The organism is Pseudomonas alloputida (genome assembly GCF_021283545.2).
GTDB lineage: Bacteria > Pseudomonadota > Gammaproteobacteria > Pseudomonadales > Pseudomonadaceae > Aquipseudomonas > Aquipseudomonas alloputida.
Window position 1 is genome coordinate 360157 of the sequence record NZ_CP128540.1, and the last position, 25117, is coordinate 385273.

Genomic DNA, 25117 nt, shown 5'->3' on the forward strand with positions numbered 1-25117 from the left:
TGCAGACAGTTAATTACTCCGATTGTGGCCGGCGCGTCTCATTGTTTGCGTCGGTTGCCCCGAATTGGTAGTTCCTGTCGTCATGAGGATCGTCACGTTTTTTGGGAGCGTAGAACATGTTTTCAGTATCGGTGTTCCCGCTCGTTGGGTGGTAAGTATTAGGTTTTGAATTTTTTATAGCTTTTTTGGCGTAGTAATGTTCGGAGTAAATGTATGCGTGATCTTTACTTTCTACGTATTTATTTATGCCGCGTTCCTTTCTCAAACCCCTGTCAAGCGTTTTTTGGAGGGTTTTCCTAGCGGCGTCAATTCTTGGGGTGACTGTTTGTCCTTCGTATTTTTTTCGCGCGACTAAATTATTGAGGTCGTCGGTTTGCTCTTTCATTGTTTCATTAATAATCTTTATGCTTGCCAGGCGCTGATCCATTTTTGCTTGGTTACTACGAAACCACGTTCTAGGCTTGAAAATACCCCACATCCCCGTTTCGTCTTTCCGATTGACTGGGTCGTTCACACAGTACGCGAAAGCATTGACCCCGCCTCGGGCGAATGGGCTTTCAGCATTGTCCGGTCCGATGAACCGTCTCATCTCGGTGCTAAAGCCACGGTGTCCTTGGCCTAGGAGATAAAGGTGTATGTTGTCCAATATGAACTCGCCGTTGAATCCTATCGCTGGGGATCCTGATGGCAGTTTGTCGTTGTATCCAAAGGGGGTGTAGGTGTGATTTTTTTGCTTTCCGTCAGGCGTGCTCACGACAAGCACTGAGTCCATCTCATCTGTTGCGAAAAGCTGGGAACTTCCTGCTTCTTTGCCAGCGGACTCAGCAAGAGGGAGCGTTCCAATCCGCAGGATTGAACGCTTCTGATCGTTTCCAATGACAGTGGTCAGTTTGCTGGTCTGGTAGAAATATTTGGGGGTATCAGGACTGTTTTTCACCGACGTGCTCCCGTTGTCTGCAGTTGGCCCCGGAAATAGATGGCCTGGGCACTACGATTATCTGGAGTGTCTTGAGCAATTGACTACTGGCAGAAATATCAGGTATGCACCTGTTGGGGCCCGGAACAATCCCTCAGATTTCCAGTCAAATCCTTCGTTTTCCAGGCCATCCCGGCCGACGAGGTCCCTTCCGATGAAAGCACTCACCTTGGCAACCCTGATGACCCTGGCCGCCAGCCCGGTGTTCGCCTTCAACCTCAGTGACGCCGCCAATGCCGTGTCCGCCATGCAGAACCCGCAACAGCAAGGCCAGGTGCAGGCTCCCGAGGCCCAGGCCAATCTGCTCAACACCTTGGGCAGCGAATTGAAGATCACCCCCGAACAGGCCGTGGGCGGCGCAGGGGCGATGTTGGGGTTGGCGCGCAACAACCTTAGCAGTGAGGACTATGGCCAATTGACCAAGGCCGTGCCGGGTCTGGACCTGTTGTCCGGTGCCAATATGCTCGGTAGTTTGAGCGGGTTGGGCGATTTGCTAGGCAAGAACAGCGAAAGTCAGTCGGCGTTGAGCAACGCGCTGGGCAACGACGTGGAGAACCGTAATGACCTGGACAATGCGTTCAAGGCACTGGGCATGGACACTGGAATGATCGGCCAGTTTGCCCCGCTGATCCTGCAGTACCTCGGCCAGCAGGGCATCGCCGGGTCGTTGCTGCAGAACCTGGGTAGCCTGTGGACCACGCCGGCGCCAGTGAGCACGCCATCGGTTTGAGATTATCACAAGGCCAGACGTCATACATCGAAGGTCTTGAGCGTCACTTCCAGGGCTCTGATTCGATATTGTGCTTCAGTCAGCCAGACTTCGCGTGATTCCATTTCTGTACGATATTGCTGGTCACTGATCCCTTGGATTTTGGCGAAGGCTTTCGAAGATGGTTTCAAAAGCTCGGTGTATTCTTGCTGTTTTTGCGCTGCGCGTTTAGTGAGATTTTTTATATAGATGGCTAATGATCGTCTTTCTTTGAGAAGGTGGTTTTTGTGGGCAGTCTGTTCCTTCAGGTACGTCTTGATCGTTATGTCTTTGTTAAAGGCAACAGTCTTTTTTTTCGCCAAATGGTGTGAAGCGGAGTGCCTGGCGTTCAACAGAGGAGGCTCTATTACCTGCGCCGCAGGCTTTTTTGTCAGCGGTGCTGTTCGGTGAGGTTTCGGGTTAGACTTTTGCTCCCAAAACTTTTGTAAATTGGCGAATTCCCGTTGTTGCCCTGTATCATCCCGGTAATTGATGGGGTCACAGGCACAGTATGCGTAGGCGTTATAGCCACCGTCGCTGAACGGGCTGAGATCATCGGGCTTGAGGAAGCGCATCAAGGCTGGACTGTAGCTTCGGTATCCTCGCCCCAATGCATAGGTGCCAAGGAGCGGATCAAATCGTTCATCCTTGAAGCCAATTATCGTGGCTCTACCTGCTTGGCTGCCGATGTGCCCGTAAGGGCTGTAGACCAGGGCGGTGACTTTCACTTGAGAGCGCCTCGCAAGAGACATGCTGCTTAAGTCTTCGTCTTTGGGAGGCCGCGCACAACTAGCAGAATTATCAGGGGGCGCAACGTAACTGTGCTGATGTCAACCGGCTGCCTGCTTCGGCCTCTTCGCGGGTAAACCCGCCCCTACGCAGGTAGAGCCTATCCTTGGGGATGTGGTAATCCGCGTAGGAGCGGGTTCACCCGCGAATGGGCCAGTTCAGGCGGCAGAGGTGTTAGCCCATCTCCGCCCGCAGCTGCTCGATCCGCTGGTCCTTCGCTACCCACAGCTGGTTCACCCAAGCCTGCACCGCCTGACGAAACTCGGGATCATTCTCGTAATCCCCCGCCCACAACGCCGGGTCCAGCTCCCGCACCTGAATGTCGATAATCACCCGGCTAATGCTGCCATTGAGCAGGTCCCAGAACCCCGGCGCCTTATTACCGGGGTACACGATGGTCACATCCAGCAGGGCATCCAGCTGTTCGCCCAATGCCGCGAGCACAAACGCCACACCACCTGCCTTGGGCTTGAGCAGGTAGCGATACGGCGACTGCTGCTCCTGGCGCTTGGCTTCGGTAAACCGGGTGCCCTCCAGGTAATTGACCACGGTCACCGGCTGGCGCTTGAACAGCTCGCAGGCCGCCTTGGTGATTTCCAGGTCCTTGCCCCTGAGCTCCGGGTGCTTTTCCAGAAACGCCTTGCTGTAGCGCTTCATGAACGGGTAATCCAGCCCCCACCAGGCCAGGCCCAGCAACGGCACCCAGATCAGCTCTTTTTTCAGGAAGAACTTGAAGAACGGTGTACGGCGGTTGAGGCTTTCGATCAGCGCCGGGATGTCGACCCAAGTCTGGTGGTTGCTCACGGCCAGGTACGAGGTGTCCCTGCGCAGGTTTTCCACACCGCGGATGTCCCACTGGGTAGGGATGCACAGGGCGAAGATGGCTTTGTCGATTTCCGACCAGGTTTCGGCCACCCACATCACCGCCCACGACGCGTAGTCGCGGCCACGGCCTGGCAACACCAGCTTGAGCAGGGCGAAGACCAGCAGCGGGCAGATCAATACCACGGTATTGAGCAGCAGCAGGGTGGTAGTGAGAATGCCGGTCAGCAGGCGACGCATAAAGAGACTCTTGTTGTGGGAGATAAACGGTTGGCAATGATAAGCAGGGCGGTGGCCTACGCCAAATGTCCAATGCCCGACGGCGGGGACAAATGTTTCACATTATGTTGGTTAGGCTCGTGACAGCGAACCTATCTGCCCAGTGCAGTCTAAGCATTGACCCTCTCAAGGAAGCCTGCTTGTGAAATCTCTTTTAGCCATGTTGTCGCTGTTGGCGCTGCCGGTGATGGCCGCCGAACCCACTATCTACGGCCGTTACGAGAATATTGCCCTGCCTGAACTGGGCGAAACCCTGAAAGCCAAGATGGACACTGGCGCCTTCACCGCGTCGCTGTCGGCCAAGGATATCGAGCTGTTCACCCGCGATGGGGACGAGTGGGTGCGCTTCCGCCTGGCGACCAAGGAATCGGACGGCAAAGTGTACGAGCACAAGGTCTCGCGCATCAGCAAGATCAAGGGCCGTGCTGATGAAGAGGACGAAGGGGATGCGCCAGAGGTCTCCAAGCGCCCGGTGGTCGACCTGGAGTTGTGCCTGGGGGATGTGAAGCGCACCGTCGAGGTGAATCTGGTGGACCGCAGCAACTTCAACTACCCGCTGCTGGTGGGTTCCAAGGCGCTGCGCGAGTTCAAGGCGGCGGTCAACCCGGCGAAGAAGTTCACTGCTGGCAAGCCAGGGTGCTGATCTGAAGCGTGCGCCATACAATGTAATCGATGGACTCGCCCCCGCCGAGGCATCACAGTGCCACGGTGGTGTTCGAAGAAGCCAACGGCAGCGAGGGCGAGACCATGAAAAAGCATAGTTCGAAACACGATTCCCTGTCTTCCACTGATGTGGAGCTTTGCACAACCATCTGCGTAGACCTGGCCAAACAGGTCTTCCAATTAGCAGGCGAGGACGCTACTGGTCGGGTGATCTACGAAGATCGCATCAAATCCCGCCAAGCGTTCCACGATTTCCTGCTCAGGCTGCCAACGACCGTGGCCGTCTTGATGGAGTGCGGTCCAGGTGCGCAAGCCTGGGCCAGGCTGCTGCAGGCCAAAGGTAATCCGGTTCGCATCCTGCCGGCGCAACGTGTCGCCGAACATCGCAGCGGTGCAAAGAACGATCGTAACGACTGCTATGCCATTTTGCGTGCCGGTCGCGATACGAGCATCGCTTCGATACCGATCAAGAGCACCACAGCACTGGCTATTCAAGCGCTGCACCGTATCCGGCGCGGTAACATCAAGCGACATACCGCGCTGGGTAATCAGATCCGTGGTTTGCTACTTGAGCATGGCGTATCCATGCCCCAGGGCGATGCCGCGATCAATAAGCATGTGCCTCAGGCGCTTGAGGATGCTTCCTTGCCTCTACCCGACCTGTTGCGCGAGTTGCTCGATGAGTTGCTGATGGACTGGTTGTCTCTAGGTGAACGCATAACGGCGCTGAGCCGCCGGCTCGAAGCGACCGCCCAAGAGGATAAAGTCGCTCAGCGGCTGATCACCATTCGCGGCGTCGGCCCTATCATTGCCACGGCGATCGTGGCGAAACAGACCGACCCCAGCCGCTTCGCCAGTGGCCGAATGTATTCCGCCTTCTTCGGTATCGTGCCCGATCAGCACAGCAGCGGAAACAAAATCAGATTGGGCAAGATGAGCAAGCGCGGTGACGGCTACATACGCAGCCTGATGATCCAGGGCGCGCATTCCGTCTTGAGCCAGCTAAGGCCTGATTCCGATCAGCCAGATGATCGCCGCCTCTTGCGCTGGCTATCCCGCCTTGGGCGCAAGGAGGCGGCGATCAGGCTGGCTAATCGAAATCTGCGGATTATCTGGGCCCTGTTACAGAGCGATCAGGTTTACCAACGCAAACCGAACGAAAAACCGGAGGCGGCTATGAGCCTCTGACCAACCGGGTAATGCCACCGGGGCGCTAGGCGCTCCAACCCCTGCTAGTGAACATTGACCCTAGGTAAGACCGTCGCAGACCGATGCCTCCGCTCCTACAGGCCTGATAGTGGCCTCAATGTAAACGGCACACTGCGAGCTCACCACGATGTTGGCCAGAAGCAAAAAGCTTCCTCGAATAGGCCTGATACATAGATGCAACCGGGTTCCTATGTTCAAAAAAGCAGCTAGACAGTGTGGGCGAGTCCATACATAGGAGCGGGCTTGCCCGCGAACACACATAATGGGGTGTCAGGCACCGGCTTCGCCGGTGTTCGCGGGCACGCCCGCTCCCAAAAGCCCACCACAGATAGCGAACACTGTGGAAAACCTTGTAGGAGCGGGTTTACCCGCGAAGGGGCCCTCAGGCCACTGGCGCTGTAGCGACCATCGATGGCCGCTTGACCACCTCGGCATACCACGCCGCCAACCCAGGCTGGCGCTCACGCCAGCCAAACCCGGGCTGACGCAAATCCAGATAGCCCAGCGCACAGGCCACGCCAATCGCCGCCAGGTCGAAGCCGGAGATCAGCTCCGGCAAGTGCTCCTGCTCCAGGTTGTCCAGGCTACGGCGGATCTTGTCACCCTGCGCTTGCAGCCAGCCATCCCAGCGCTTGTCCTCTGGCCGCAGGAAGCTCTCATACCGGCTCGACACTGCCGCATCCATGATCGCATCGGCCTGTGATACCAAGGTCATGCGCCGCCAGCGCGCCGAACCTTCACGCGGCAGCAGCGGCAGGCCAACGTGCTGCTGGTCGAGGTACTCGCAGATCACCCGACTGTCGTGCAGCACGGTGCCGTCTTCCAGGCGCAGGGCCGGGATTTTGCCGATCGGGTTGTCCAGGTTGAGCTGCGGGTCGCCGCTCACCGGGCTTATGTTCACCGGCTGCAGCTGCACACGCTCAAGCTGGCCGGTTTCGTGCAACACCACCATGACCTTGCGCACGAAAGGCGACAACGGCGAGTGGAACAGGGTCATCGTGCTCATGCTTCAGTTACCTTGCAGGCTGGGTGGCAGGCACACGCCGGTGCCGCCGATGCCGCAGTAGCCGTCCGGGTTCTTGGCCAGGTACTGCTGGTGGTAGGCCTCGGCGAAATAGACGGTCGGTGCCTGGTCGATTTCGGTGGTGATCTCACCGAAGCCGGCCTTGCTCAGCTCGGCCTGGAAGGCGTCGCGGCTGGCCTTGGCCTGTTCCAGCTGTTCCGGGCTGGTGCAGTAGATGGCCGAGCGGTACTGGGTGCCGATGTCGTTGCCCTGGCGCATACCTTGGGTGGGGTTGTGCAGCTCCCAGAACATTGCCAGCAGTTCGCGGTAGCTGACCTTGTCCTTGTCGAACACCACCAGCACCACTTCGGTGTGGCCGGTCAGGCCCGAGCAGACTTCTTCGTAGGTAGGGTGCGGGGTGAAGCCGCCGGCGTAGCCGACCACGGTGCTGACCACACCTTCACGCTGCCAGAAGCGGCGCTCTGCGCCCCAGAAGCAGCCCAGGCCGAAGATGGCGAAGTCGATGGCGCCTTCGAAGAACGGGCCGAGCAGTGGGGTGTCTTTGAAGACGTAGTGGAACTCGGGCAGGCTCATTGGCGTGTCGCGGCCAGGCAGGGCCTGTTCCGCAGTGGGCATGACGTTTTTGTTCACCAGGATTTCCGAACGCAGGACCATGGCCGTTCCTCTGTGTTTATTCAGTGGGGTAGGGGTTTGGGCCTTCGCGGGCATGCCCGCTCCCACAGGTACAGCACAGGTTTCAAAGGTTGTGGTGTTCCTGTGGGAGCGGGCGTGCCCGCGAAAGGGCCCGAATGGCTTCTATAGTGCCCGAGGATTACGCAGCTGTCAGGCCACCGGGCCACGCGGATAGCGCTTCAGCCGCTCGGCCAGTTCGCGCCCGGGAATCGGCCGGTCGAACAGGTAGCCCTGGCCCACGTCGCAGCGGTGACGGCGCAGGAACGCCAGCTGCTCCGGCGTCTCGATCCCTTCGGCCACCACCTTCAGCTTCAGGTTGTGGGCCATGGCCACCACCGCCGAGGTGATTTCCATGTCGTCCTGGTTGTCGGGGATTTCGTTGATGAAGCTGCGATCGATCTTGAGGATGTCGATCGGAAACTTCTTCAGGTAGCTCAGCGACGAATAACCGGTGCCGAAGTCGTCCATGGCCAAGGTCAGGCCCAGGGCCTTCAGTTCGTCCAGCTGGCGGTGGGTGTCTTCGCTGGCTTCCAGCAGCAGGCCTTCGGTCAGCTCCAGCTCCAGCAGGTGTGGGGGCAGGGCTTCTTCCTTGAGGATGGTGCTGATCGACGCCACCAGGTCCGGGTCGGAGAACTGTTTGGGCGACAGGTTGATGGCTACATGCAGGTTGCCCAGACCGGCCTTGCGCAGTTGCTGGCTCATGCAGCACGCCTGGCGCACCACCCATTTGCCGATAGGGATGATCAGGCCGGTTTCCTCGGCCACGCTGATGAACTGGTCCGGGCGGATCATGCCGCGTTCGGGGTGGTTCCAGCGCAGCAGCGCTTCCAGGCCCAGCAGGCGACCGCTGCGCAGGCACAGCTTGGGCTGGTAGAACACGTCCAGCTCGTTCTGGGTCAGGGCACGGCGCAGGTTGTTCTCGACGAACAGCTTGTAGCTGGCTTCGGCGTTGAGCACTTCGGTAAACACCTGTACCTGGTGTTTACCGTTGGCCTTGGCCTTGTGCAATGCAAGGCCGGCATTCTTCATCAGGCTGGCCGGGTCGACGCCGTGCAACGGTGCACAGGCCAGGCCTACCGAGGCGGTGACGTTGATCAGCTGGTTGTCGACGAACATCGGCTTGTCGAGGGTGCACAACAACTGTTGAGCAACGCCTTGGCCATCTTCAAGGCTGGTGTCGTCGAGCAGCACGGCGAACTCGTTACTGGCAAAGCGCGCCAGGATGCCACCGCTGTGCAGGCTGTTGCGCAAACGCCTGGCCAGGCTGATCAGCAGCTTGTCGCCGGTCTGGTGGCCAAGGCTGTCGTTGATGCGCTTGAAGTTGTCGATGTCCACCAGCAGCAGGCACATCGAGCTTTCGCCATCGCGGGCGAAGCGTTCGTCCAGGCTGCGGATGAACGCCGGGCGGTTGCCCAGGTTGGTGAGGTTGTCGGTGTAAGCCAGGCGTTCGATGCGTTGCTGGGCCAGCTTGGTCTGGGTGACGTCTTCGTAGATGCCGATGTAGTGGGTCAGCTCACGGTTGTCACCGTACACCTTGGAAATCGACAACTGGCCCCAGTACGGCTCCAGGTTTTTGCGTCGGCTCTTGAACTCGCCCTGCCAACTGTTGCCCATGGCCAGGCTCGACGGCGAGTCGAACAGCAGTTCGCTGAGGTTCTCCAGTGCCGGTAGCTCACCCAGCTGGCGGCCCTGCACTTCGTCGGTACTGTACTGGGTGATGGCGGTGAAGCTGGGGTTGACGTACTCCACCCGGCCGTCGCGGTTCACCAGCAGGAAGGCACTGGCGCTCTGCTCGACCGCACGCTGGAACAGGTGCAGGGCGCTGGCCGCGGCCCGTCGTTTGTGGTTTGTGATCACTTGGGCGAACTGGTCGGCCAGCTCACCGGCAAAGGCAATCTCGTCCGACTGCCAGGCCCTTGGCTGGCCGCTTTGCTCCAGGCACAACACGCCGATCACCTGGCCATCGACACGGATGCTGGCGTCGAGCATGGCCTTGTTTTCCGGGCGCATGCTTTGCGCCAGGGCGCGGGTGCGCGGGTCGTGGCCGGCGTTGTGAGCGTCGATGGCGCGGCTTGCGTGCAGTGCATCCAGGTAGTCGGGGAAGCGGCTGGCATCGATGGCTTCGGGCTGGCGGTGCTCCTGTGCGTCGCGGTACCAGGCGATGATCGGTTCCAGGCGTTGGTCTTCCAGGTGCCAGATGCTGGCGCAGTCGACCTTGTAGATTTCGCAGGCGCTCTGGGTGATCAGCTGGGCCGCTTCGAGCAGCGAGTTGCCCGCGCTGTAGCGATGGCGGGCGAGGCGCAGGATAAGGTCCTGCTGGCCGCGCACCCGCTCCAGGTGCTCCAGTTGTTCTTGCTGCGTGCGCTGGTTCAGCTGCAGGGCCAGTTGCAGGCGGTTGTTGCGTGACCCCAGGTCGCTGGCGCCGGGTTCGCCGGTCTCTTCCTGCTGGTCATCGAGCACGCTCAGGTAGCCGCGCAACAGCTGGCGGTTGTGTTGCTTGTAGGCTTCACCCGCTTCCAGCAGGCGCAGCGAGGTGCTCGGCGTGTGCAGGGTGTAGCGCACGCGATAGTAACCGCGCTGGGCCAGTTGCAACTGGATGTCGTCGTGCAGCCGGTAGCGTGCTTCGGGTTCCATCAGGCTGGCGTAGGGCGCGTCAATCAGGGCACACAGCTCGCCGGTTTTCAGGCCGAACTGGCGCTCACAGGCTGGGTCAAGGTAGAGCATGGCCCAGGTGGCTTCGTTGAGCCTTTCGAAACGCAGCATGCCGAGCCGCGAGGGCACGGGTAACTGTGTCACGACCTCGGCCGCCACACGGCTGGCGGCATCGGGTTGGCTTTTCATCGAAGACTCGCTTGAAGAGGGAACGCGGCCTTGTGGCTGCGGCGGATTTGGCAAGGTTGCATGATGTCCCGAGGGCTGGCAAGCGGCCATGCTTGATGCTGTGGACAGGTTATCGGCTGACGTGGCCGATTCTGCAGTTTGGCTGGAGATTTTGGGGCCGCTTTGCGGCCTTGTGTCGCGAAAGGAGGGCGAAGCCCTCCCAGCTTTTTCCAGGCAAAAAAAAGCCCCGCCAATCGACGGGGTTGAGGTACGAGCGTGGCAGCTCGAAAAAGGTACTGCCCCTCGCAAGGAGGGGCAGTGTGCTGGCTTACAGCAGCATGGTGCGGATATCGCCCAGCACGTCGCCCAGGCGCTTGGTGAAGCGCGCGGCGGCAGCGCCGTTGATCACACGGTGATCGTAGGACAGCGACAGCGGCAACATCAGCTTTGGCTGGAAGGCCTTGCCATCCCAGACTGGCTGCATGGTCGCCTTGGAGACGCCCAGGATAGCCACCTCCGGCGCATTGACGATCGGCGTGAAGCCGGTGCCGCCAATGTGGCCGAGGCTGGAGATGGTGAAGCAGGCGCCTTGCATCTCGTCAGCCGACAGCTTCTTGGTGCGCGCCTTCTCGGCCAGTGCAGCGGCTTCGGCAGCCAGTTGCAGCAGGCTCTTCTGGTCGACGTTCTTGATCACAGGGACCAGCAGGCCGTCCGGGGTGTCCACGGCGAAGCCGATGTGCACGTACTTCTTGCGGATGATGGCCTTGCCGCTTGGCGCCAGCGAGCTGTTGAAGTCCGGCAGTTCCTTGAGCAGGAAGGCGCAGGCCTTGAGCAGCAGTGGCAGCACGGTCAGCTTCACCCCAGCCTTCTCGGCCACGGCCTTCTGCGCAACGCGGAAGGCTTCCAGCTCGGTGATGTCGGCAGAGTCGAACTGGGTCACGTGCGGCACGTTGAGCCAGCTGCGGTGCAGGTTGGCAGCACCGACCTGCATCAGGCGGGTCAGGGCCACTTCTTCCACTTCACCGAACTTGCTGAAGTCCACGGCAGGGATCGGCGGGATGCCAGCACCACCGGTCGCACCGGCGGCTGCCGGCGCTTCCTTGGCCTTCTGCATCATGGCCTTGACGTAGACCTGCACGTCTTCTTTCAGGATGCGACCGTGCGGGCCGGTGGCAGCAACTGCACCCAGCTCGACACCGAATTCACGGGCCAGCTGACGAACAGCGGGGCCTGCGTGAACCTTGGCATTGCTGCCAGCGGCCGGTGCGGTAGCAGCCGGTGCAGGGGCAGCAGCCGGGGCGGCAGCGGCAGGTGCGGCAGCCGGAGCAGCCTCAGCCTTGGCTGGTGCAGGAGCAGCAGCCGGTGCCGGCGCGGCAGCCGGGGCGGCACCCGCCACTTTCAGCTTGAAGATCAGGTCGCCAGTGCCGACTTCGTCTTCCAGCTTGCACAGCACTTCTTCGACCACGCCGGCAGCCGGCGACGGGATTTCCATGGAGGCCTTGTCGGACTCCAGGGTAATCAGCGACTGGTCGGCTTCGACGGTGTCGCCGACTTTGACCAGCACTTCGATGATCTTGGCCTTGCCCGACGAACCGATGTCCGGCACGTGGATGTCCTGCACGCTGGCAGCAGCCGGGGCTGCGGCCGGAGCAGCAGGAGCGGCTTCAGCGGCTGGCGCTGGCGCCGCAGCCGGAGCAGCGGCAGCAGCCGGCGCCTCAGGGGCCGCAGCAGCGGCGCCCTCGGCTTCCAGGACCAGCAGTTCGTCGCCTTCTTTCAGGCGGTCGCCCAGCTTGACCTTCAGTTCCTTGATCACGCCAGCCTTGGGCGCCGGAATTTCCATGGAGGCCTTGTCGGACTCCAGGGTCAGCAGGCTCTGGTCAGCCTCGATACGGTCACCGACCTTGACGAACAGCTCGATGATTTCACCTTCACCGCTGCCGATGTCAGGTACGCGAATGAGTTCGCTCACTTAAAAATACTCCTCAGCAGTCCAGTGGGTTGCGCTTGTCCGGGTCGATACCGAACTTGACGATAGCGTCTGCAACAACCTTGGGTTCGATCTCGCCACGGTCAGCCAGGGCTTCCAGGGCAGCCAGCACCACGAAGTGGCGGTCGACTTCGAAGAAGTGACGCAGCTTCTTGCGGCTGTCGCTGCGACCGTAACCGTCGGTACCCAGGACTTTGAACTCTTTGCTCGGTACCCACTGACGAATCTGCTCGGCGAACAGCTTCATGTAGTCGGTAGAGGCGATGACCGGGCCTTTGCGACCGTTCAGGCACTGCTCGACGTAGGTCTGCTGTGGCTTCTGGCCAGGCTTCAGGCGGTTGGCGCGTTCCACGGCCAGGCCGTCGCGACGCAGTTCGTTGAAGCTGGTGACGCTCCACACGTCGGCACCGACGTTGAACTCTTCACGCAGGATCTTCGCGGCTTCGCGGACTTCGCGCAGGATGGTGCCGGAGCCCATCAGCTGTACGTGGTGTGCGGCTTCGCGGGTGTCCTCTTCCAGCAGGTACATGCCCTTGATGATGCCTTCCTCGACACCGGCCGGCATGGCTGGCTGCTGGTAGGATTCGTTCATCACGGTGATGTAGTAGAAGATGTCCTGTTGCTCTTCGGTCATCTTCTTCATGCCGTCCTGGATGATCACCGCCAGCTCGTAGCCGTAGGTCGGATCGTAGGTGCGGCAGTTCGGGATGGTGCCCGCCATCATGTGGCTGTGACCGTCTTCGTGCTGCAGGCCTTCACCGTTGAGGGTGGTACGGCCGGCGGTACCGCCGATCAGGAAACCACGGGTGCGGCTGTCGCCAGCGGCCCAGGCCAGGTCGCCAATACGCTGGAAACCGAACATCGAGTAGAAGATGTAGAACGGCAGCATCGGCTGGTTGTGGCAGCTGTACGAGGTACCGGCAGCGATGAACGACGACATGGCGCCGGCTTCGTTGATGCCTTCCTCGAGGATCTGGCCCTTCTTGTCTTCGCGGTAGAACATCACCTGGTCTTTATCGACTGGCTCGTAGAGCTGGCCGACCGACGAGTAGATGCCCAACTGGCGGAACATGCCTTCCATACCGAAGGTACGGGCTTCGTCCGGGATGATCGGGACGATGCGCTGGCCAATGTCCTTGTCCTTGACCAGCTGCGCCAGAATACGCACGAAGGCCATGGTGGTGGAGATTTCGCGGTCGCCCGAGCCGTCCAGGATCGCTTTCAGCGTTTCCAGTGGCGGGGTCGGCACGCTGAAGCTCTTGGCACGGCGCTGCGGTACGAAGCCACCCAGGGCTGCGCGGCGCTCGGCCAGGTACTTGGCTTCGGCAGAACCTTCTTCCGGCTTGAAGAACGGCAGGTTCTCCAGGTCGGCATCCTTGACCGGGATGTCGAAGCGGTCACGGAAGTGACGCAGGCTGTCGACGTCGACCTTCTTGGTGTTGTGCGCGGTGTTCTTGGCTTCGCCAGCACCGGTGCCGTAACCCTTGATGGTCTTGGCCAGGATGACGGTCGGCTGCTCTTTGTGGTTCACAGCCTGGTGATAGGCCGCGTAAACCTTGTACGGGTCGTGACCGCCACGGTTGAGCTTCCAGATCTCTTCGTCGGACAGGTCTTCGACCATGGCCTTGAGTTCCGGGGTGTTGAAGAAGTGCTCGCGAACGTACGCGCCGTCTTTGGCTTTGTAGTTCTGGTATTCGCCGTCGATGACTTCGTCCATGCGGCGCTGCAGGGCACCGTTGGTGTCCTTGGCCAGCAGTGGGTCCCAGAAACGGCCCCAGACGACTTTGTTGACGTTCCAGCCACCGCCACGGAACACGCCTTCGAGTTCCTGGATGATCTTGCCGTTGCCGCGAACCGGGCCGTCGAGGCGCTGCAGGTTGCAGTTGATGACGAAGATCAGGTTGTCCAGCTTCTCGCGGCCGGCCAGGGCGATTGCACCCAGGGATTCCGGCTCGTCGCACTCACCGTCGCCCATGAAGCACCAGACCTTCTGCTTGCCGGCCGGGATGAAGCCACGGGCTTCCAGGTACTTCATGAAGCGTGCCTGGTAGATCGCCTGGATCGGGCCCAGACCCATCGAAACGGTCGGGAACTGCCAGAAGTCAGGCATCAGCCATGGGTGCGGGTACGAAGACAGGCCGTTGCCGTCCACTTCCTGGCGGAAGTTGTTCATCTGGTCTTCGCTGATACGGCCTTCCATGAAGGCACGGGCGTAGACGCCTGGAGATGCGTGGCCCTGGAAGAAGATCAGGTCGCCGCCGTGTTCTTCGGTAGGGGCCTGGAAGAAGTAGTTGAAGCCGATGTCGTACAGGGTGGCACTGGAGGCGAAGCTAGAGATGTGTCCGCCCAGGTCCGAGTCTTTCAGGTTGGTACGCATGACCATGGCCAGCGCGTTCCAACGCACCATCGAGCGAATGCGGCGTTCCATGAACAGGTCGCCAGGCATGCGTGCTTCGTGGGTGACAGGGATGGTGTTGCGGTATGGCGTGGTGATCGCATATGGCAGCTGGGAGCCACTACGGGTGGCCAGCTCGCCCATACGGGTCATCAGGTAATGAGCGCGGTCTTCGCCTTCTTTGTCGAGGACCGACTCCAGGGCATCCAGCCATTCCTGGGTTTCGATTGGATCGAGGTCTTGCATGGCTTGCTCCAGGGCGGAAAGGCAACCAGAATCGATTGCCTGAGATTGCGACTGGCCTTATGGGCAGACGTCGTGAATTCTTGGATTACCGGGGTGTCTTCCGGCGCGTTGTAGTTTTACTACATTTGCTTTCGCATTTCATGCTTTTACACGACACGAGTAGTAGTAAAACTACATTTGTGCGACGTTTGGTCGCACCTTGGCTTGTGAGGAAAAACGTTCATGTTGGTTGGCATTGTGTCGCGAACGGGTGGTTCTTGATGTTTGTTGCCAATTTTTCGTTTTTTTTAGCTATTTCCAACTTTTGTACGACAGTCCAACCGTGGTCCGGCTTCCCCTTGGCCGCTTTTTCCCCTCTATTTCACGCCGATCAAGGATAGACCATGCGCCTACCTTTGCCCTCCGATCTGCCTGCCACCTTGCAGCCGCTGGTCACTCGCAACCAGCAGTTCATCAGCGATGCCGTGGCCGGCCACCCCGAACTCGACCTGCAGGCCTGGAGCCCGCTGCACCGGCAGCAGTTCGATCAGGTGGCTGCTGCCAGTGAATTCGTGCTCAGTTTGGCCCAGCGCGAGCCCGCCATGCTGTTCGCCCTGCTGGCCAGCGGCGAGCTGGAGCGGCGTTACGCCCCGGGTGAGCTGCGCGGGCAAATCGCCGCAACAGCCCAGGCGGCACAGAGCGAGGACGAGCTGGCGCGCAATCTGCGCCGCGCGCGCAACCGCCAGCAGCTGCGCATTATCTGGCGCGACATTACCCGTCAGGCGGAACTTGGCGAAACCTGCCGTGACCTGTCGGACCTTGCCGATGCGGCCATCGACGAAGCCTACCAATGGCTGTACCCGCGTCATTGCCAGCAATTCGGCACGCCCATCGGCAACCGCAGCGGCCAGCCGCAGCACATGGTGGTGCTGGGCATGGGCAAGCTGGGAGCGGTAGAGCTTAACCTGTCGTCGGACATCGACCTGATCTTCGGCTTCCCCGAGGGCGGTGAAACCGAAGGGGTGAAGCGCTCGCTGGACAACCAGGAGTTCTTCACGCGCCTGGGCCAAAGGCTGATCAAGGCACTGGACCCGGTTACCGTCGACGGCTTTGTGTTCCGCGTTGACATGCGCCTGCGTCCCTATGGTTCGGCGGGTGCCCTGGTGCTCAGCTTCAATGCACTGGAGCAGTACTACCAGGACCAGGGCCGTGACTGGGAACGTTACGCGATGATCAAGGCGCGGGTGGTGGCCGGCGACCAGGCGGCCGGCGCGCAGTTGCAGGAGATGCTGCGCCCGTTCGTGTACCGCCGCTACCTGGACTTTTCCGCAATCGAAGCGCTGCGCACCATGAAGCAGCTGATCCAGCAGGAAGTGCGGCGCAAGGGCATGGCCGAGAACATCAAGCTGGGTGCCGGTGGTATTCGCGAAGTAGAGTTCATCGCCCAAGCCTTCCAGCTGATCCACGGCGGGCGTGACCTCAGCCTGCAGCAGCGGCCGTTGCTCAAGGTGCTGGCCACCCTGGAAGGCCAAGGCTACCTGCCGCCAGCAGTGGTGGCCGAGTTGCGCGAGGGTTATGAGTTCCTGCGGTACACCGAGCACGCGATCCAGGCCATTGCCGACCGCCAGACGCAAATGTTGCCGGAAGGTGAGACCGATCAGGCACGCGTGGCCTACGTGCTCGGTTTTGCCGACTGGCAGAGCTTCCACGACCAGTTGATGTACTGGCGTGGCCGTATCGACTGGCATTTCCGCCAGGTCATTGCCGACCCGGATGATGAAGACGGCGAAGGCGAACTGGTGGTGGGTGGCGAGTGGTCGCCGTTGTGGGAGCAGGCGCAGGATGAAGAAGCCGCTGGCCGGCAATTGCAAGAGGCTGGCTTCAAGCAACCCGCCGAAGCCTTGAGGCGCCTGGCCGGGCTGCGTTCCAGCCCGCAGTTGCGCTCGATGCAGCGCATCGGCCGTGAGCGACTTGACGCATTCATCCCACGGCTGCTGGCCCAGGCGGTGGAGCATGACAACCCCGACCTGGTGCTGGAGCGGGTGTTGCCATTGGTCGAGGCTGTGGCAAGGCGTTCTGCCTACCTGGTACTGCTGACCGAAAACCCCGGTGCCCTGCGCCGTTTGCTGACGCTGTGCGCCGCCAGCCCGTGGATTGCCGAGCAGATTGCCCTTTACCCGCTGCTGCTCGACGAACTGCTCAATGAGGGCCGCTTGTTCAGCCCGCCCTTGGCGCCAGAACTGGCCAGCGAGCTGCGCGAGCGCCTGACGCGCATCCCCGAGGACGACCTGGAGCAGCAGATGGAGGCGCTGCGCCATTTCAAGCTGGCCCACAGCCTGCGCGTGGCCGCCTCGGAAATCAGCGGCAACCTGCCGTTGATGAAAGTCAGCGACTACCTGACCTGGCTGGCTGAAGCCATCCTCGACCAGGTGCTGGCCCTGGCCTGGCGCCAGACCGTGGCCCGCCACGGCCAACCCAAGCGCAGCGACGGCAGCCTGTGCGACCCGGGTTTCATCATTATCGGTTACGGCAAGATGGGCGGCCTGGAGCTCGGCCACGGTTCGGACCTGGACCTGGTCTTCATCCATGACGGCGATCCGCAGGCGGAAACCGACGGTGCGAAGCCTATCGACAGCGCGCAGTTCTTCACGCGTCTGGGGCAGCGCATCATCCACTTGCTGACCACCCAGACCAACTCGGGCCAACTGTACGACGTGGATATGCGCCTGCGCCCGTCCGGCGCCTCGGGCCTGCTGGTCAGCTCGCTGGGCGCCTTCGAACGCTACCAGCAGAACGAAGCCTGGACCTGGGAACACCAGGCGCTGGTACGGGCCCGTGTGCTGGTGGGTTGCAAGCAGGTGGGGGCGGCATTCGAAGGTGTGCGCGCCAAGGTACTGGGCCAGGCCCGCGACCTGGAAAAGCTGCGCGGCGAGGTGAGTGAAATGCGCGCCAAGATGCGTGACAACCTCGGTACCAAGGCGACGGCTGCCGGTACCGCGGCGAACGCCTTCGACGCCGGTGTACCCTTCGATATCAAGCAGGATGCCGGCGGTATCGTCGATATCGAATTTATGGTGCAATACGCCGCTTTGGCCTGGTCCCATGACCATCCGGCCATACTTCGATGGACCGATAACATCCGCATTCTGGAAGAGCTGGAGCAGGCGAACCTGATGCCGGCCAGTGACGCGGTGCTGTTGCGTGAAGTGTACAAAGCGTTCCGCTCGGCCTCCCACCGCCAGGCCCTGCAGAAGGAGGCCGGGGTGATCGATGCGGCACAGTTTGCCGATGAACGCCGTGAAGTGCGGCGGATCTGGGGTGAGTTGGGTTTAAGCTGATACCGTGTTGGCTTATTCGCGGGCAAGCCCGCTCCCACAGGTACTGCACAGGCCCTGAGCAGTGTGCAATCCCTGTGGGAGCGGGCTTGCCCGCGAATAGGCCATGTGAGTGGTACACTGTCCGCCACATAGCCTGAATATAAAGAGGGGAGGCCAGGCTGTACCGCAGCCTGTAGCCTCCCCGAGCGTTTCTGGACTAAGCATGAGAATACTGATCATTGGCCCCAGCTGGGTCGGCGACATGGTGATGGCGCAGACCCTGTTCCAGTGCCTGAAACAGCAGCACCCCGACTGCGTGATCGACGTGCTGGCCCCTGAATGGAGCCGGCCGATCCTCGAGCGCATGCCTGAAGTGCGCCAGGCCTTGAGCTTCCCGCTCGGCCACGGCGCGCTGGAGCTGGCCACGCGGCGGCGCATCGGCAAGTCCCTGGCCGGCCAGTACGACCAGGCCATCCTGCTGCCCAACTCGCTCAAGTCGGCGCTGGTGCCCTTTTTTGCCGGCATTCCCAAACGCACCGGCTGGCGCGGTGAAATGCGCTTCGGCCTGCTGAACGATGTGCGCAAGCTGGACAAGGCCCGCTACCCGCTGATGATCGAGCGCTTCATGGCCCTGGCTTACGCACCCGGCGCCGAGCTGCCGCAGCCATACCCGCGCCCCAACCTGCAGATCGAAGCGCAAAGCCGTGACGCCGCCCTGGCCAAGTTCGGCCTGGAACTGGACCGTCCGGTACTGGCGCTGTGCCCTGGCGCCGAGTTTGGCGAAGCCAAGCGCTGGCCGGCAGAGCACTATGCCGCTGTGGCCGATGCGATGATTCGCCAAGGCTGGCAAGTGTGGCTGTTTGGCTCGAAGAACGATCACCCGGTCGGTGAGCAGATCCGCGACCGGCTGATTCCGGGGCTCCGTGAAGAATCGTCCAACCTGGCCGGTGAGACCTCGCTGGCCGAGGCCATCGACCTGATGTCCTGCGCCCATGCCGTGGTGTCCAACGACTCCGGCCTGATGCACGTGGCCGCTGCGCTGAACCGTCCGTTGGTGGCGGTGTACGGCTCGACTTCACCCGGCTTCACCCCGCCGCTGGCCGAACAGGTGGAAGTGGTGCGCACCGGTATCGAGTGCAGCCCGTGCTTTGACCGCACCTGTCGCTTCGGCCATTACAATTGCCTGCGTCTGCTGGAACCGGGCAAAGTGATCGCCGCCCTGCACAGCCTCAGCGGGCCGGACCTGATCGATACCGTGGCCGAGGTCGACTAAGTGCGGGTACTGATCATCAAGACCTCGTCGCTGGGGGATGTAATCCACACCCTGCCGGCGCTTACCGATGCCGCCCATGCCATTCCCGGCATCCGTTTCGATTGGGTGGTGGAAGAAGGCTTCGCCGAAATCCCCAGTTGGCACCCCGCGGTCGACCAGGTCATCCCGGTGGCGATCCGTCGCTGGCGCAAGAACCTCTGGCAAACCATCAAGAGTGGCGAGTGGAAGGCGTTCAAGCAGCGCGTGCGCGAGCGCAAGTACGACCTTGTGATCGACGCCCAGGGCCTGGTCAAGTCGGCCTGGTTGACCCGTTACGTGAAGGCACCCGTAGCCGGCCTGGACCGCTACTCGGCGCGCGAAGGCTGGGCCAGCCGCTTCTACGACCGACCTCTGTCGGTTGCCACCGGCCAGCACGCGGTGGAGCGGGTACGCCAACTGTTTGCCATGGCCCTGGCCTATGACCTGCCAGAAGGCATCGGCAACTACGGCCTGGACCTCGACCGCCTGCAACTGCCGCCGGCTGCGCCCTATGTGGTGTTCCTGCATGGCACCACCTGGGCGACCAAGCATTGGCCCGAAGCCTACTGGCGCGAACTGGCCGAGCGCATGGGCCGGCGCAAGCTGGAAGTGCGCCTGCCTTGGGGTAATCCGGCTGAGAAGGCGCGGGCCGAGCGAATTGCCCAAGGCTTGAACAACTGTCAGGTACTCCCCAAATTGAACCTTGCCGGCGTCGCTCGTGTTCTGGCGGCGGCAAAGGCCTGCGTGGCGGTCGATACCGGCCTTGGCCACCTGGCGGCGGCACTCGATGTGCCCACCCTTTCGCTGTTTGGCCCTACCAACCCGGGCCTGACTGGCGCCTACGGACGGACCCAGATTCACCAGGCCAGTGACTGGCCTTGCGCTCCCTGCCTGCAGAAGAAGTGCACCTACAAACCGAGCGCCGATGACCTGGCCCGGTTCGATCTGAAACGCGAGTGGCCGCTGTGCTTCACTCGCCTGAATCCCGAGCATGTGGCGAGCCGCTTGAGCGCGTTGCTGCTGGCTGAGGATGTCCGTTGATGCAACTGGCTTTCGTGCTTTACAAATATTTCCCCTTCGGCGGGCTGCAGCGCGATTTCATGCGCATTGCCCTGGAATGCCAGAAGCGGGGCCACCAGATCCGTGTGTATACGCTGATCTGGGAGGGTGACATTCCGCCGGGCTTCGAAGTGCTGGTGGCGCCGGTGAAGGCGATTTTCAACCACCGCCGCAACGAGAAGCTCAGCGCCTGGATGGCCGCCGACCTGGCCAAGCGCCCGGTCGACCGCCTGATCGGCTTCAACAAGATGCCAGGGCTGGACGTGTACTACGCCGCCGACGGCTGCTTCGAAGACAAGGCGCAGACCCTGCGCGGTGGGCTGTACCGCCGCTGGGGCCGCTACCGGCACTTTGCCGAGTACGAGCGTGCGGTGTTTGCCAAGGACGCCCATACCGAAGTGCTGATGATTTCCGAAGTGCAGCAGCCGCTGTTCATCAAGCATTACGGCACCCCGGTAGAACGTTTCCACCTCCTGCCGCCAGGCATTTCCCAGGATCGCCGTGCGCCGGCCAATGCCGCCGAGATCCGCGCTGAGTTCCGCAAGGAATTCAACCTGGGGGATGACGACCTGCTGCTGGTGCAGATTGGCTCAGGCTTCAAGACCAAAGGCGTGGACCGCAGCCTCAAGGCACTGGCTGCGCTGCCGTCAGCCCTGCGCAAACGCACCAGGCTGATGGTGATCGGCCAGGACGACCCCAAGGTATTCCAGCTGCAAAGCGCTACCCTGGGCTTGGGCGACCAGGTGCAGTTTCTCAAGGGCCGCAGCGATATCCCGCGCTTCCTGCTGGGCGCCGACCTGCTGATTCACCCGGCGTACAACGAGAATACCGGTACGGTGCTGCTCGAAGCGTTGGTCGCCGGCTTGCCGGTGCTGGTGTCCAAGGTGTGCGGTTATGCCCACTACATTGCCGAGGCCGACAGCGGCCTGGTGCTGGACGAGCCGTTCGAACAAGAGCAGCTCAACGGCTATCTGCAGCGCATGCTCGAAGACCCGCAGGCGCGTGCCAGCTGGTCGCGCAATGGCCTGGCATTTGCTGATAGCGCCGATCTGTACAGCATGCCGCAGCATGCTGCCGACGTGATCCTGGGGCAAAAAACCGCATGAAGCTGATATTGGCCGAACCCTTCAAACGCCTGTGGGCCGGGCGTGATGCCTTCGACGCCGTGGAGGCGCTGCAAGGCGAGGTCTATCGCGAGCTGGAAGGGCGCCGCACGCTGCGCACCGAAGTGGCTGGCGAGGGCTTTTTCGTCAAGATCCACCGTGGCATCGGCTGGGGCGAGATCTTCAAGAACCTGTTCACCGCCAAGTTGCCGGTGCTCGGGGCTGGCCAGGAATGGCGGGCGATCCAACGCCTGCATGAAGTGGGCGTGCCGACCATGACCGCAGTCGCCTACGGCGAGCGTGGCAGCAACCCGGCCGCGCAGCACTCGTTCATCATCACCGAAGAGCTGGCGCCGACCATCAGCCTGGAAGACTTCAGCATCGACTGGGTCAAACAGCCGCCCGAGCCGCGCCTGAAGCGTGCACTTATCGCCGAGGTGGCGAAGATGACCGGCGGCATGCACCGCGCCGGGGTCAACCACCGCGATTGCTACATCTGCCATTTCCTGTTGCACACCGACCGACCGGTGACGGCGGATGACTTCAAGCTGTCGGTGATCGACCTGCACCGCGCGCAAACCCGTGCCAGAATCAGCCGCCGCTGGCGCGACAAGGACCTGGCTGCGCTGTACTTTTCGGCCCTGGACATCGGCCTGACCCAACGCGACAAGCTGCGCTTCCTGCGTGGTTACTTCCAGCGTCCGCTGCGGCAGGTGCTGAAGGACGAAGCCGCGCTGCTCGCCTGGCTGGAGCGCAAGGCCCAGAAACTCTACGATCGCAAGCAACGCTATGGGGATGCACTCTGATGGCGAGTTGGACACTGGCGCCGGGGTACGAACACCTGGCGGCGGACTTCGGCAGCCTCGACGCGGTGTTCGCCCTCCAGGGCGAACGGCTGACCCGCGACCCGCTCAGTGAAGTGGTACGCATCGAGCGTGACGGGATCAACTACTACGTCAAGCGCTACACCGGGGCCGGCAAGCACATGCGCCGGTACCTGGGGCGGCCACGCATCAAGGCCGAATGGCAAAACCTCAAGCAGTTCGCCAAATGGGGTATCCCCACTGCCGAAGTCGTGGCCTGGGGCCTGGAGCGCAACGGCCTGGCCTTTGGCCGTGGCGCGATGATCACCCGTGAACTGCCGCACACCGAAGACCTGTCGGCCCTGGCCGAACACAACGATGCGCGCTTGGCCGACCGCGCCTGGGTCGACCATGTCAGTCGTCAGCTGGCGCGCCATACCCGGGTCATGCACGAACACCGCTTTGCCCATAACGACCTGAAGTGGCGCAACCTGCTGGTCGATGACCAAGGCACGCTATTCTTCATTGACTGCCCCACCGGCGACTTCTGGCGCGGTTTCATGTGGCGCCATCGGATGATCAAGGACCTGGCATGCCTGGACAAAGTGGCCAAATACCACCTGTCAGCTACCCAGCGCTTGCGCTTCTACCTGCAATACCGTGGCCGCGACCGGCTGAATGTGCGTGACAAGAAGCGCATTCATCGGGTACTGGGCTTTTTCGAGGGAAGGGAATGACCGATTACCTGGCCAGCGCGGACCTCGCGCTGCTCAAGCGCCATGGCCTGGACAACTTCGAGGCGCTGTGGGCGCTGCAACTTGATGCTGTGGACGAACCCAACACCGGCCGTGGTGGCTGGAGCAGCGTTTTCCGTCTGGAACTCGAAGGCAAGGGCTACTACCTCAAGCGCCAGAGCGACTACCTGACCCGTACCTTGCACCGGCCGTTCGGCGAGCCCACCTTCGCCCGCGAATTCCGCAACATCAGTCGCTACCAGAAGCTGCGCATTCCGGCATTGCAGGCGGTGTTCTACGGCGAGCGCAAGCAGGGCGGCAAGCACCGGGCCATCCTGATGACCCGCGCTCTGGACGAGTGGGCCGACCTCGACAGCCTGCTGGCGCAGTGGCCGCGGTTGGGTGAAGCCGAGCGCACTGGCATCCTGCAGGCCTGCGGTCAGCTGGCGCGTACCCTGCACAGCGCCGGCCAGGTGCATGGCTGCTTCTACCCCAAGCACATTTTCCTGCGTCAACGCCGCGAGGGTTGGGACGCGCAATTGATCGACCTGGAAAAGACCCGGCCGCTGCTGTTCGGCATGCGTGACCGCCTCAAGGACCTGGAACCGCTGCTGCGCCGCGCGCAGGCCTGGCGCGTGCAGGATGTACGTACTTTGCTGGCTACCTACCTGGGGCAGCCGGCTGACGGCGCGCTGGTCGACACCTGGCTGCAACGGCTGACGCAACGCCGTCGTGAAAAAGAGGCCCGCTGATGCGTTTGTCTGAACTGAAGGATGCCGGGCGCAGCCCGACGCTGCCCCTGAGTATCACGTTGGTTGATGCCGCCGGCAGTGCCGACTTGCAACTGCTCACCCTGCTGCGTGTGCTGCCGGGCCAGCGTTATGTGGGCGCTGGTGTCTGGCGTGGCACACCGGTGCTGGCGAAGCTGCTGGTCGGTGGTAACGCCGCGCGGCATTTCCAGCGCGAACTGCAGGGTGTGAAGTTGCTGGCCGAACAAGGCCTGACCACACCGACGCTACTGGCCGACGGCCTCAAGGAAGGCGAGGGCGGCTGGCTGCTGTTCGAGTTCCTTGACGGTGCCCAAAGCCTGGCCGATGCCTGGGCCGCAGTGGAAAACCTGCCAGTGCTGGCGGACGAGCAGCACCTGGTACTGGGCGAAGCGCTCACGGCTGTGGCGCACATGCACGCCCAAGGCCTTTGGCAGGAAGACCTGCACCTGGACAACCTGCTGCGCCATGCCGGCAAGCTGTACCTGATCGACGGTGCGGGCATCAGGGCGGAAACACCCGGTCAGCAGTTGTCGCGTCCACGCGTGCTGGAAAACCTCGGGGTGTTCTTCGCCCAATTGCCCAAGCGCCTGGAGCCGTTCATCGAAGAGCTGCTGGTGCATTACCTGCTGGCCAATGCCGAGCATGCCTTGCCGCTGGAAGCGCTGCAGAAACAGGTGGACAAGGTGCGCAACTGGCGCCAGAAGGACTATCTGGACAAGGCTGGCCGCGAGTGCAGCCTGTTCAGCGTCCAGCGCACCCTCTCGGGCTTGCAGGCGATCCGCCGCAGTGAGGTCGAGGCCATGCAGCCTGTACTGGAGCAGGCCGATGCGCTGATCGACAAGGGCCATTTGTACAAGACCGGTGGCGCTGCCAGCGTGGCGCGCATCGAGGTCAATGGTCGCCAGTTGGTGATCAAGCGCTACAACATCAAGAACACCGCACATTGGTTCAAGCGCTTCTGGCGCCCGAGCCGGGCCTGGCATTCCTGGATTGAAGGCCACCGCCTGGAATTCCTCGACATCGCCACCCCACGCCCCCTCGCGGTGCTGGAACAGCGAGTGCTGGGCCTGCGCAGCCGTGCTTACCTGGTCACCGAGTATGTCGACGGCCCGGACCTGACGGCATGCTTCGCGCCCCACGTCGAAAGCGGCGATGCGCCCGAGGAGCAGGTGGATGCCTTGGTGCACGTGATGCAGCAGCTGATTCGCGAACGCATCAGCCACGGCGACTTCAAAGGCCATAACCTGTTCTGGCACAACGGCCAGTGGTCGCTGATCGACCTCGATGCCATGTGCCAGCACGCCACCCAGCTCAGCTTCGCCCCGGCCTATGCCCGTGACCGGGCACGGCTGCTGCGCAACTGGCCCACTGGCAGTGCCTTGCATCAGCGGCTGGACCGGCTGTTGCCAAAACTGGTCGACTGAGGCCGCC

The 25117-nt window shown here is 61.8% G+C and carries 19 protein-coding genes; 11 read left to right on the forward strand and 8 right to left on the reverse strand.

Annotated features, from left to right (window positions below; genetic code table 11):
* Window positions 1-13: 13 nt before the first annotated feature.
* On the reverse strand, window positions 14-937 hold the full coding sequence (locus LU682_RS01575; protein ID WP_010951684.1) for an RHS repeat-associated core domain-containing protein: 924 nt from the start codon (window positions 935-937) through the stop codon (window positions 14-16).
* Between the two features lie 193 nt (window positions 938-1130).
* Here LU682_RS01575 and LU682_RS01580 point away from each other — a divergent pair, with 193 nt between their 5' ends.
* The gene (locus tag LU682_RS01580) at window positions 1131-1706 is read left to right on the forward strand and encodes a DUF2780 domain-containing protein (protein WP_049588087.1); all 576 of its coding nucleotides are present in this window, start codon (window positions 1131-1133) and stop codon (window positions 1704-1706) included.
* Window positions 1707-1726: 20 nt separating this feature from the next.
* Here LU682_RS01580 and LU682_RS01585 read toward each other — a convergent pair whose 3' ends face one another.
* Both LU682_RS01585 and yihG read right to left on the reverse strand, forming a co-directional pair.
* Window positions 1727-2452, reverse strand: a complete 726-nt coding sequence (locus LU682_RS01585; protein WP_232014115.1) for an RHS repeat-associated core domain-containing protein — start codon at window positions 2450-2452, stop codon at window positions 1727-1729.
* 235 nt (window positions 2453-2687) lie between these two features.
* Window positions 2688-3575: a 1-acylglycerol-3-phosphate O-acyltransferase, YihG family gene (yihG, locus tag LU682_RS01590; protein WP_010951687.1), complete on the reverse strand. Its 888-nt coding sequence runs from the start codon at window positions 3573-3575 to the stop codon at window positions 2688-2690.
* A 181-nt stretch (window positions 3576-3756) separates the two neighbouring features.
* Here yihG and rloA2 point away from each other — a divergent pair, with 181 nt between their 5' ends.
* Window positions 3757-4257 (forward strand): retropepsin-like aspartic peptidase RloA2, encoded by a 501-nt coding sequence (rloA2, locus tag LU682_RS01595; RefSeq protein ID WP_010951688.1) that lies wholly within the window; start codon window positions 3757-3759, stop codon window positions 4255-4257.
* A 149-nt stretch (window positions 4258-4406) separates the two neighbouring features.
* Complete coding sequence (locus tag LU682_RS01600) at window positions 4407-5465, forward strand: IS110-like element ISPpu11 family transposase (protein WP_010951689.1); 1059 nt, start codon at window positions 4407-4409, stop codon at window positions 5463-5465.
* Between the two features lie 403 nt (window positions 5466-5868).
* Here the strand turns inward: LU682_RS01600 and LU682_RS01605 are convergent, their stop codons facing one another.
* The 5 genes from LU682_RS01605 to aceE form a co-directional block, all read right to left on the reverse strand.
* On the reverse strand, window positions 5869-6492 hold the full coding sequence (locus LU682_RS01605; protein ID WP_010951690.1) for a glutathione S-transferase: 624 nt from the start codon (window positions 6490-6492) through the stop codon (window positions 5869-5871).
* 3 nt (window positions 6493-6495) lie between these two features.
* Window positions 6496-7164 (reverse strand): peptide-methionine (S)-S-oxide reductase MsrA, encoded by a 669-nt coding sequence (gene msrA / locus LU682_RS01610; RefSeq protein WP_010951691.1) that lies wholly within the window; start codon window positions 7162-7164, stop codon window positions 6496-6498.
* Between the two features lie 168 nt (window positions 7165-7332).
* On the reverse strand, window positions 7333-10023 hold the full coding sequence (locus tag LU682_RS01615; protein ID WP_232857261.1) for a putative bifunctional diguanylate cyclase/phosphodiesterase: 2691 nt from the start codon (window positions 10021-10023) through the stop codon (window positions 7333-7335).
* Between the two features lie 307 nt (window positions 10024-10330).
* Window positions 10331-11971, reverse strand: coding sequence for a dihydrolipoyllysine-residue acetyltransferase (gene aceF, locus LU682_RS01620; RefSeq protein WP_003255652.1), 1641 nt, complete (start codon window positions 11969-11971; stop codon window positions 10331-10333).
* Between the two features lie 13 nt (window positions 11972-11984).
* Window positions 11985-14630: a pyruvate dehydrogenase (acetyl-transferring), homodimeric type gene (gene aceE, locus LU682_RS01625; RefSeq protein WP_010951693.1), complete on the reverse strand. Its 2646-nt coding sequence runs from the start codon at window positions 14628-14630 to the stop codon at window positions 11985-11987.
* A 383-nt stretch (window positions 14631-15013) separates the two neighbouring features.
* Between aceE and glnE the strand changes: the two genes are divergently transcribed.
* The 8 genes from glnE (at window position 15014) to LU682_RS01665 (ending at window position 25110) form a co-directional block, all read left to right on the forward strand.
* Window positions 15014-17947 (forward strand): bifunctional [glutamate--ammonia ligase]-adenylyl-L-tyrosine phosphorylase/[glutamate--ammonia-ligase] adenylyltransferase, encoded by a 2934-nt coding sequence (gene glnE, locus LU682_RS01630; RefSeq protein WP_010951694.1) that lies wholly within the window; start codon window positions 15014-15016, stop codon window positions 17945-17947.
* Between the two features lie 202 nt (window positions 17948-18149).
* Complete coding sequence (waaF, locus tag LU682_RS01635; RefSeq protein WP_010951695.1) at window positions 18150-19199, forward strand: lipopolysaccharide heptosyltransferase II; 1050 nt, start codon at window positions 18150-18152, stop codon at window positions 19197-19199.
* Window positions 19200-20258 carry a lipopolysaccharide heptosyltransferase I gene (gene waaC, locus LU682_RS01640; RefSeq protein WP_003255648.1) on the forward strand — a complete coding sequence of 353 codons (1059 nt, stop codon included), beginning with the start codon at window positions 19200-19202 and terminating at the stop codon, window positions 20256-20258. It begins immediately after the preceding gene.
* Window positions 20258-21382, forward strand: a complete 1125-nt coding sequence (locus tag LU682_RS01645; RefSeq protein WP_010951696.1) for a glycosyltransferase family 4 protein — start codon at window positions 20258-20260, stop codon at window positions 21380-21382. Before waaC ends, LU682_RS01645 begins: the two co-directional genes overlap by 1 nt.
* On the forward strand, window positions 21379-22185 hold the full coding sequence (rfaP, locus tag LU682_RS01650) for a lipopolysaccharide core heptose(I) kinase RfaP (protein ID WP_010951697.1): 807 nt from the start codon (window positions 21379-21381) through the stop codon (window positions 22183-22185). The genes LU682_RS01645 and rfaP overlap by 4 nt, the downstream gene beginning before the upstream one ends.
* Window positions 22185-22919, forward strand: a complete 735-nt coding sequence (locus LU682_RS01655) for a lipopolysaccharide kinase InaA family protein (protein WP_010951698.1) — start codon at window positions 22185-22187, stop codon at window positions 22917-22919. Before rfaP ends, LU682_RS01655 begins: the two co-directional genes overlap by 1 nt.
* The gene (locus LU682_RS01660) at window positions 22916-23668 is read left to right on the forward strand and encodes a lipopolysaccharide kinase InaA family protein (RefSeq protein ID WP_003255640.1); all 753 of its coding nucleotides are present in this window, start codon (window positions 22916-22918) and stop codon (window positions 23666-23668) included. Before LU682_RS01655 ends, LU682_RS01660 begins: the two co-directional genes overlap by 4 nt.
* Entirely contained in the window at window positions 23668-25110 is a 1443-nt protein-coding gene (locus LU682_RS01665) for a lipopolysaccharide kinase InaA family protein (protein WP_010951699.1), read from the forward strand. Before LU682_RS01660 ends, LU682_RS01665 begins: the two co-directional genes overlap by 1 nt.
* Window positions 25111-25117 lie beyond the last annotated feature (7 nt).